The 9,230-nt window shown below is 57.1% G+C and carries 6 protein-coding genes; 3 read left to right on the top strand and 3 right to left on the bottom strand.

All coding sequences use genetic code 11. The annotated features are described in order from the left end of the window. Positions 1–11 precede the first annotated feature (11 nt). Complete coding sequence (locus GTN70_01190) at positions 12–320, top strand: hypothetical protein (GenBank protein NIO15611.1); 309 nt, start codon at positions 12–14, stop codon at positions 318–320. 293 nt (positions 321–613) lie between these two features. Here the strand turns inward: GTN70_01190 and GTN70_01195 are convergent, their stop codons facing one another. The 3 genes from GTN70_01195 to GTN70_01205 form a co-directional block, all read right to left on the bottom strand. After that, positions 614–4,357 carry a hypothetical protein gene (locus tag GTN70_01195; protein ID NIO15612.1) on the bottom strand — a complete coding sequence of 1,248 codons (3,744 nt, stop codon included), beginning with the start codon at positions 4,355–4,357 and terminating at the stop codon, positions 614–616. Continuing rightward, positions 4,354–6,126, bottom strand: a complete 1,773-nt coding sequence (locus GTN70_01200; protein ID NIO15613.1) for a BamA/TamA family outer membrane protein — start codon at positions 6,124–6,126, stop codon at positions 4,354–4,356. Before GTN70_01200 ends, GTN70_01195 begins: the two co-directional genes overlap by 4 nt. Positions 6,127–6,489: 363 nt before the next feature. Continuing rightward, positions 6,490–6,945, bottom strand: a complete 456-nt coding sequence (locus GTN70_01205; GenBank protein NIO15614.1) for a hypothetical protein — start codon at positions 6,943–6,945, stop codon at positions 6,490–6,492. Positions 6,946–7,188: 243 nt separating this feature from the next. Between GTN70_01205 and GTN70_01210 the strand changes: the two genes are divergently transcribed. Together GTN70_01210 and GTN70_01215 are read left to right on the top strand one after the other, a co-directional pair. Beyond that, on the top strand, positions 7,189–8,454 hold the full coding sequence (locus tag GTN70_01210; protein ID NIO15615.1) for a transporter substrate-binding domain-containing protein: 1,266 nt from the start codon (positions 7,189–7,191) through the stop codon (positions 8,452–8,454). Positions 8,455–8,501: 47 nt separating this feature from the next. Continuing rightward, positions 8,502–9,167 carry a DUF3313 family protein gene (locus GTN70_01215; protein NIO15616.1) on the top strand — a complete coding sequence of 222 codons (666 nt, stop codon included), beginning with the start codon at positions 8,502–8,504 and terminating at the stop codon, positions 9,165–9,167. Positions 9,168–9,230: the final 63 nt, after the last annotated feature.

Raw genomic sequence — 9,230 nt, forward strand, 5'->3', positions numbered from 1 at the left:
AGATCTTGGAGATGTTCAGGATAACCATGAGGTGTTTTCTGCTCGTTTTGATGCTCCTGGTATCGGTGGCCGTTGCCGGATATGCCGGAGAGACGGAAGACCTGGCGAAAAAGACGCAGAACCCCGTATCGGACCTGATCAGCCTTCCTTTTCAGAACAACACCAACTTCAATTTCGGCCCCCGGGAAAAAACACAGAACGTGCTGAATATCCAGCCCGTGATTCCCATGAGGTTAAACGAGCAAGGGAACCTGGTAGCCCGCACCATCGCCCCGGTGATCTATCAGCCGGAGACTCTACCGGGGACGGGCAGCAAATAAGGACTCGGGGACGTAAACCCCACTCTTTTCTTCTCTCCTGCAGGGCCAGCAAAGCTAATATGGGGGGGCGGGCCCCGCACTGGTCCTTCCCACCGCTACCGATGAGCGGCTCGGAGAAGTGGAGCATCGGGCCCTCGGCCGCTGCGCTGACCATGCCGCCCCCCTGGGTGATCGGGGTACTGGCCGGCAATGCCCTGGTCTTTCGCCGGTGAGGACGACCGCCGGAGCGTGAAACAGTTCCTCCTTCAGTACTTCGTCAACTACAACTTCCCCGGAGTTTCGTTCTTTCATGACTATTTTTCTATGCGATAGAACAGGTCCGCGCCGGTCTCGGTGCCGTGCTCCGTTTGAACGAGCCATTTGCTGCTTATGTGGTAACGGATCCGGTAGGTGCTGATCGGTTCGAACAGCCCGACGCCGTAGCCCACGTAGAGCTTCGGAGACAGGTACTTGCCCAGGACGACGCTTGCCCCTTCCTCCCCCTGTTCGACGGCAACCTCATCGAGGCCAAACTGCGAACCTATATCTCTGGCCAGGAACTCACCCCCGGAAAGCCCGGCTGTAAGGGCAGCTGCCTGGAGCTTCTGGCCTTCGCTGCTCGATGCGCCTGTCAATGGCTTTCCCAGCAGAAGATAGGAAAGCACGTCGCCCTGATCCATAACGGGGCTTGAAAAGAGTGACGTTTTGGGAGACTTCACGGTTCCCGTTACCTCCACCCCCGCCACCACCTCCCCAATTTTCCTGACCGCCCTCACATCGAGAAAGGGATCCTCGATGAGGCCCCCGGCAAATATTGCCCGTCCTCTTTGAATATCCAGTTTCTGTCCGTAGGCTTCGTATTTACCGTCCAGAATCCGCAGTTCACCAGTTCCGGTGGTCAGTGTCTCTGGTTCTTCCACCGCCAGGACACTCCCTGAGAGGCGTCCGGTGAGCCCGAATCCGTCAAAGGTTACCTTGTCGCCGAGGGTCAACCTTACCCGCGCGTTTACGCTCAGTTTACCCTCGTCTTTTTCCTTCCCCGCCTCACTGACGACAACGGCGTCTTTCGATGGCGAAGCGGCGCCTGAAAGGTCTCGCGGTTCGATGGTCGCTTGCGGTATCGCAACTTCCCCCTCTACGCTGAGGCTGTTTCCCCGCAGGCGGACCTCGAGGTCCGGAGAGAGCAGGCACCACAGCTGGGGGGTCTTGAGGACCTCGAAACTCTCGCCCTTGATGTCGATGCTTGCATCCAGGTCTCTGCGGGGATATATCCGGGTGGTGCCCTTTATGCGCAGAGTTCCCTGGTTGGACCGTGCCTCCCCGTCAAAGGAGATGATGCCGCTTCCATCGCTTGAGGCTGAAAGCCGCGTATCCTCTACCCGTATGCCGAGCGTGGATATATCCGCAGCCACGTTATCCAGCGCAAGCTCCCCCGTGATAAGGGGGCGAGCAAGTGTTCCTGAGAATTCTAGCCGGGCTTTCATGGTGCCGGCGGTATTTGTCAGTTCCTCGAAGAGGGCGGGAATCAGGCCGGACTCCTTCAACCGCACCTGCGCATGTCCCGCAAGCTCCTGCGTCTCGGGTCGAATCTCGCCGGGGGAAAAGCGGGGCAGCGTCAGGGAGCCTTTGATACCATCCTCCTCCATCAGCGATATGTCGAGGGTTGCCGTGAGCTCACTCTCGTCGAGGCGGGCATCGAAATTCCCCCCCTGAAAGGTGATCTGCACATCCCTGTCCTCATCTGCTGTGTACGAGATCGACCCGGATGACACACCGAGTGCGATCTCACCTTTCACAGAGTCATCATCCGTGTAGGACACTTCCGCTTTCCCGTTCAGGTGTCCCGCAAGGTTCAGATTCCCCGGCAGGGAGTAACCGAGAAGATCGAGAGGGAGGTTTATGATCGACGCCTGCGCCTGCAGCCCCTTTGCCCCTTCCCACTCCGACTTCATGCACACACGGGCCGAATCACGCACGAGGCAGAGATCGCCGGTCTGAATTTTTGCAGGCGATAGCGAGACTGTCTCTGGCTTCAAAAGTGCCCAATCACCGAGTTGGGGGGAGGAAAGATCCGCCCCCTCGAGCTCTCCCTCCCAGTGTCGATCAGCGTATCTCCCGGCGAGTTCGATCCTCAGGGTTTCGCCTGCGCTTTTGACGGTGAGGAGCAGATTATGGGCGGCCATCTTTCCGGAGCCTCGAAGGGCAAACGCATCTATTTTCCGGGGCCCAGCCGTTACCTCGCTCCCCTCGACGTCTATCCGGGATTCCCCCGCATCCTGGAGGTCGAGTTTGAGATCAAGGAGAGCCTCCTTTGCCCCGGCGGTTTTAACGGCGATATCCTTTCCTCTCAGGCTCGCTCTGATCGCAGGCATCCGCTGGTGTCCCGATATCTCTCCTTTTCCCTTCAACGAACCCTTTCCTCCGGGTAGAATTTCCGAAAGATCGGGGGCGTCGACTTCCCATTTCAGGTTCCATGTCTCTGAAAGGCCCCCGGAGGCGGCAAACAGTGCCTTCCCGGAATGAATTTCCAGGCGGGAAAGCGTGTAGCGGTTGCCAGAAACATACAGGTCCCCGGCGCCGTCGAGGGGGTATCCGCGCAGCTGCCCCTTCACCCCGTCTATGGTTAGTGTGATTTCTGGCTTCCCCTCCGCTATCGACCCCTCTGACCTGGTATTGAAATCGACCCTGCCGCCCCATTCGGCCCACATGGCCCCCGGGTCTATCCCGTTTCCCTCCAGCGTCATGCTCCATGCAGTTTCCGGCTCCCACCTCACCATCCCTCTCCCGGACAGATCCCCGTCCAGGATTGCTGCTTTGAGACTGCCAAGGTGGATCTCTTTCAAGTTCCCCTTTCCCTCCAGTGCCCACCGGCCCTCCGGTATCTCTTCGCCCAGCAGCCGGGTTTCGGCACGGAATGAATAATCATCGGGGGCCCCCTTCGCGCTGAGCTTTCCTTCGGGGCTCACAAGGGAGGCTTCTTTTGGATCAAGAGGCCAGGTGAAGTGTTTCCACTCCCCTGCGACCGAAAAGGTTGAAAGGCCTCCGGTAGAGGTGTAGTGCCCGCTCACCATGATCTCCAGGTCGGTACCGGGCCTGTTTAAGAGGAGACGATCCAGCATCCAGTCGCCGTTTCTGTTTCGGGCGAGAAATTGCCCCGATATGTCTCCGTACCCGGGCTCCGACGCAGTAAAAGAGCCGGAAAGGTCAAAAACGGCCAGGTTTCCCGATCCCCCCAGCCTTGCGGTCAGCGTAACGGGTGGCCACGACTCATTGACGTTTTGTGCGTGAAGTTGATCGAGGGCAAGGGATGCTTTCCACCGTATCTCGCCGAACGGGTCCTCGATGGTCCCGGAAAGCTTTGCGCTGCGGGGCGCAAGGATCTCCTGGGTTACGTGCAGCTCCCCGAGGGATCCGGAAAGCGAGCCGGAACCGCGAAGGGGGGAGTATCCCGGCGGCTTGAGGTTCCAGTCGACTAGGATGTCGAGTGGATAATCCCTCCTGGGCCTGATTTCTCCTTCCAGCGAGACCTTAACCAGATGCGACTCTACCCGCAGGTGATTGATCCGGATAAGGTCGCCTGCTCCGCGTGCGCCGAGGGATACCCGGGTTACCGTAAATGTGGAGCCTTCGGCCTGATCCTCGACGGTCAGGTTTTCGATCCTGGCGCCGTCGATTTCGATCTTAACCGGCAGCCTGATGTCGGGAAGCTCTACCTTGGAAGGAGAACCTTCATCTGCCCCTCCGCTCGTTAGCGTCAATCCGGAAGCCTCGAGCCGCGTTACGTGAACTCTCAGGGTGAATAAATCTGCGGGATCCCAGTCTATGAACAATTCGTCGAGGTGGATGCGCAGATCCTCTGCATTGTAGGAGAGGCCCCTGACGGAAATGGGGCCGACAAGCCGACCGTCAAGAGATTGTACCGATATCTCGCCGGGAACGAGACCGGCTGATTTTGCGAAGACCCAGCGCAGACCGGCTTCCGAAGATGCCAGGTAGCCGATGCCGACGATGATGGCGACGAGCAGTACCAGGAGTGTGAGCAGGATCTTTTTCCTCATAGGTCGGGCCCTATCGTCAGGTGGAGCCTCAGGGGGTCGCCCGGTCTGCTGAGGGCAAATGCAAGGTCCAGGCGGAAGAGCCCCACGGGCGATATCCACCTTATGCCGAAACCCGCTCCCTCTTTGTATGGGTCGGAGAGCCTGTTGATTGCGTTTCCCACGTCGTAGAAGATGGCAGCGCTCCACTTTTCAAACAGCCTCTGCTCGTATTCGATGCTTCCCACGAGGATGTGTTTCCCGCCGATAACGTCCCCGTTTTGGTCGACGGGACCGAGGTCCTTGTACTTGTATCCCCTGACGCTCTGGTCACCGCCGGCAAAGAACCGATGGGAAGCCGGCAGCTCTGAGAAGTTGTCGATGAGGATCGTTCCGCCTTCCCCCCGGAGGATGATCCTGCCAAACCCCCCCAGCCCGTAAATGAACTTCGGATGCAGGAGGAACTGCAGGAAGGTCAAATCGGATACGAAGTCTTCGAAGGCCCCTTTGATTTCGAAGAGAACCCGCCAACCGAGGGTCGTATATACGGTGTCGTCCGCTTTCGTGTAGGTCCAGCTCGCACCGGGAACTATGAGGTCCGACTGACCCGAATCGCTGCCGACGGTGAAATCTTCCCTCTCGTAATTCAAAAACAGCGTCCTTCTCCACCTGCCGTAGAGGTGGTTGAAACTCAAACCGGCCATGAACATCTCGGAGTCGCTCGTGTCGGGATTTTCCTTGAAGTAGCCGGCCGTATACACACGACTATCGGTGCTCGGTTTCGAGAGGGGCACGGTATACCTGCCGCTCAGGCTCGATTTTATCTCCGAAACCCTGAGGGCAACGAGCGATCTGTGCCCCCACTCATTGATACGCCGGTTGGTCCACCCCAGGCTTCCGCGAATTCCCGTATCCGTTCCGAATCCTATCCCCAATCCGTAGGCATTCCGTTTTCGGGGCACGAGTTTTACCTCCACCGGCACCTCGCGCTCCTTTGCAAGATCACGCCGGTACTGTATATCGATGTCGCTGAAATAATCGCTGTTTCTCAAGGAATTCTGCAGCGCCGTGATGTCCGACAGGGTGAAGGGGTCTCCCCTCTCTATGCGGACGAAGCGTTGCAAAAAGGCGGGATTAAACGTGTCCTGCTCGAAGCTGACCTCACCGAAGCGGTATCTTGCCCCTGTGTCGAAATGGAGTATAACCCTGGCGCTGTTTTTTTCCGGGTAGACCTCGAGGCGGCTCAGCGCAAAGCGGGCATCGAGGTAGCCGCGGTTCAAGGCCAGATCCAGCAGCGCCTTTTTCCCCTCCTCGTACCGGGAGTGTACCAGGGTATCCCCCACCTTCACGGGAAAATCACCCACCAGTTTTTTAAACTCACCGTCCTCCCCCCCCGGGCCCTTCAACATGAGGTCCAGCTCTGTTACCGTCACGGCAACCCCCGGGTCGATCACGTACCTGGCATGCCAGACGGCATCTTCTCGTTTTAAATCTTTGCTGACTGACGGGTTGTAATAGCCGAAAGGCTGGAGGGCTGACTGGATCTCCTTCTCCGCCCTCCCGTGGAGTCTCCTGACGATCCCGTCAGTGAGAGCGGGATCGGTCTTCTGCTGCTCCAGGCTCAGGTATTTCATGACGTTGTCCAGAAGGGGACCCGTAATCCCTTCTACCGTTACCTTTACGGACAACGACGCAAGTGCACTGCCTGGACAACAAAAGAGGGCGAGAAGGAGAACGAGGATCAGTCCACTTCCCGCACCCGTCTTTGAGAGGGACGATTTTCCTTCTCTCATCGGTGTTCTTCCCCTGTCATTCAAAAAGAGATCAAAAGACAGATCAGCCTTTGCTGCTGACGCTATTATTGTAACCTTTCTTCCCGAGAAATGAAGGGAATGACCGATTGCCTGCCTCGGTAAGGGGCTCTTTTGGTCCATTGAGCATGGCGGTGGGTTCTTCACGAAGGAAGGATCGCCCTTATCTCCGGTCATGGCGGGCTGAATAACCGGGGGCGAACGCTAAATCAAGGCATTTACGCGGCGGACGGGGATAACTATACAGAGCCTTGGGTCAGCCTGGATAAGGCACCGGCCCGCAGATTGGGGGACCCGGGCCTGGAACTGCCGGGAAACCCGGTGCGGGAATCGTCGGGAGCCAGCTCAGCTCTCCTCCCGGTCCCTTGCGAGAAGCTCATCGGCTTCCTGCCTGGCTGCGACGGCTTCAAGTGCCGCCAGCTCCGCTTCGGCGATTTGCACGAGGGCCAGCCCGTACATCTTTTCGGCGTATGCCTCTGCCTTTTCCGCCTTTGCCACGGCCCTTTCGATGCTTATTTTTTCATGCTTGGCGGAAATGCTGGACTTGAGCTCTACGACTCTGGCTTCTATTTTTTCCTTCGTTTCGGACACTTTGCTGTAGAATTTGTCCCGGGCTTTTCCGGCCGCCTCTTTTTGCGTGTCCAGGTTACTCCGTGCCTCCTTTATTTTCCGTTCGATATCGGACCTGGCCTTCGTGGCGGTTGATTCGACGTCTGCCTTTGCCTGTTCGATGTGGGCATGGGCGTGTGATATTTTTTCCTGAAGGCTGACCTTGAGCTCCTTTACCCTGTCTCTCATCATGTCTTTCTCCTTTTGTCCATTCTCTTCCATTTGTGCGCATTTATAAGATGCTGAAAAAGTGCCGCTGTTGCATGCAAAAGCCCATCGTTTTCAGGCGGAACCGGGGTAGGCCTGTGCGGATATTTTTCGCTACCTGATTGATATACAGGGCAATTTCGACCATAATACAGAGACATAACAAACAGATGTGTCTTTTCTGCGGTACGAGAGTACCTTCGTTATAAAAACCGAAAGGAGAGTGTTATGAAGAAAACAGCCCGGGTTCTGACCATGCTCGTCATTATCGGCTCCCTGATAAGTTTCGCCTTTGCCGGTGATACCCTCGATGAGGTGAAAAAGAAGGGGGTCCTCGTTGTTGGAGTGAAGTTCTTTACGCCGCCCTTCGGGTTCATCGACATGGATTCGGGTGAGGTCGTGGGTTATGACGTCGACTTCGCAAGGGCAATTGCGGAGAGGCTCGGTGTTACGCTCAAGCTCAAACCCGTTACCTCTGAGAACCGGATCTCGAGACTCATCGATAAAGAGGTCGACTTGATCGCCGCGACGATGACCAGGACCGCTGACAGGGAGCGAATCATCGATTTCAGCCGCACCTACTTTCTCACCGGCCAGTCCTTCCTGGTGAAGAAAGGTTCGGCCGGTTCCCTGAAAGACCTCGAAAAGAAGAGGATCGGGACGGCAAAAGGGTCGACCTCCGAGCTGAACGCGAAAGATGCGCTGCCCGGCGCTACCATCCTCACTTTCGAGGACTATTTTCAGGCCGGCCAGGCCCTGCTGAAAGGGGAGGTGGATGCCGTGACGACTGATGAGCCGATACTGGTTAGCATACTCGGAAAACTCCCTCCCGGGGAGTTCGAGATCCTCCCCGTGCGCATTTCAGAGGAACCCTACGGTCTCGGGATCAGAAAGGGGGAGACGCAGTTTTTGGATTTCGTAAACAGCGTGCTCCTCGATTTGGAAAAAAGCGGCGAAGGGGGGAATATTTCCAGGAAGTGGTTTACACCGAAAGCGCCAGAGGCTGAACGGGCAGGGGGGGTGGTTGTCCGCAAGACGGGGGTCGATTCACGGGTTCTCGTTATGCCCCTCAAGGGTGTCTTCGAAAAGGATGCAGATGTCTCGGTATACGACCCCCGGGGGAACATGGTTGCAACGGGGAAGGTGGTGAACGTCTATTCGGATGAGATCTACGTGGACGTGGAAAAGGCCAAGGCTGTTGCCGTGGCCCCCGGGTTCGTCGTGGGCATGAACGTTACCGACGAAGAGGCCAGGGACATTATTTTGAAGAGGCAGGATCTGCTGAAATCGGTAACCGAGGAGATAGGCAGGGAAAAAGAGTCACTGCAGGCGGAGCTGAAGAAAGAGACGGAAGAGGATAAGAAACAGAGGGAAGAGATCTACAAGAAGCAGATGGAGTCGGAAAAGAGGAGGATGGAGTTGCAGTACCAGTATGACCGGGATCGATACTACTATTACTACGACGACCGGTACTACCGGTATCGGCGCAGGTAGGAAGCTCCCGGCAAACAGGACAACCCTTAATGGAGGAATGTCCCATGATAAAACCGCGGAGGCTCCTTGTGGCGGTGGCAATCGTCCTATCCCTTGCAGGGGCGGCTGGTTGCGCCTCGCATCAGAGGTCCTACTCCGGGTTCCTTGAGGAATATCCCCCCTTCAGAAAGGGGCCCGAAGGCGGTGCCGACCTCGTCTACATCAGGGAAGGGACCGATTTTAAAAAGTATACCAAGGTCATGGTGGACCATGTGGTCTTCTGGTTGAAGAAGGATGCCGATTACCGGGGTATCCACCCCGACGAGATGGCGGAGCTCTCCAACGCTTTCCACCGGGCACTGGTGGATGCCCTTGGGAATGCATACCCCCTCGTCGAGGAACCGGGCCCCGACGTTTTCAGGCTTCGTATAGCCGTCACCGACGTGGTGGCGAGCAAACCCGGGGTAGACAGCGTTTCAACGATCATGCCCGTCGGCCTGGCTATCACCACCATAAAAAAGGGTTCTGCGGGAAAAAGCGCGGGTGTAGGAGAGGCATCCATGGAGGCGGAGATCCTCGACTCCCTGACAGGTGAGCGGCTCGCGGCGGCGATCGATAGGAAAGCCGGGGGAAAGCTTGAGGGCATGACCAAGTGGGGTGCCGCCGAGGGGGCCTTCCGGTTCTGGGCCGGCAGGCTTCGGAAGTGGCTGGATGAGCAGCACGGTTTTAAGTAGGAGGGAGAATATATAAACCGTGGCAATTCGGAATGCGGAATGCGGAATGCGGAATGAAAACAG

This window comes from Deltaproteobacteria bacterium (genome assembly GCA_011773515.1).
Classification (GTDB): Bacteria; Desulfobacterota; Deferrimicrobia; order J040; family J040; genus WVXK01.

Coding starts and splice junctions, on each gene's coding strand:
- GTN70_01205 (NIO15614.1), bottom strand. CDS start 6,945: ATGATGAGAGACAGGGTAAAGGAGCTCAAGGTCAGCCTTCAGGAAAAA.
- GTN70_01210 (NIO15615.1), top strand. CDS start 7,189: ATGAAGAAAACAGCCCGGGTTCTGACCATGCTCGTCATTATCGGCTCC.
- GTN70_01190 (NIO15611.1), top strand. CDS start 12: ATGTTCAGGATAACCATGAGGTGTTTTCTGCTCGTTTTGATGCTCCTG.
- GTN70_01195 (NIO15612.1), bottom strand. CDS start 4,357: ATGAGGAAAAAGATCCTGCTCACACTCCTGGTACTGCTCGTCGCCATC.
- GTN70_01200 (NIO15613.1), bottom strand. CDS start 6,126: ATGAGAGAAGGAAAATCGTCCCTCTCAAAGACGGGTGCGGGAAGTGGA.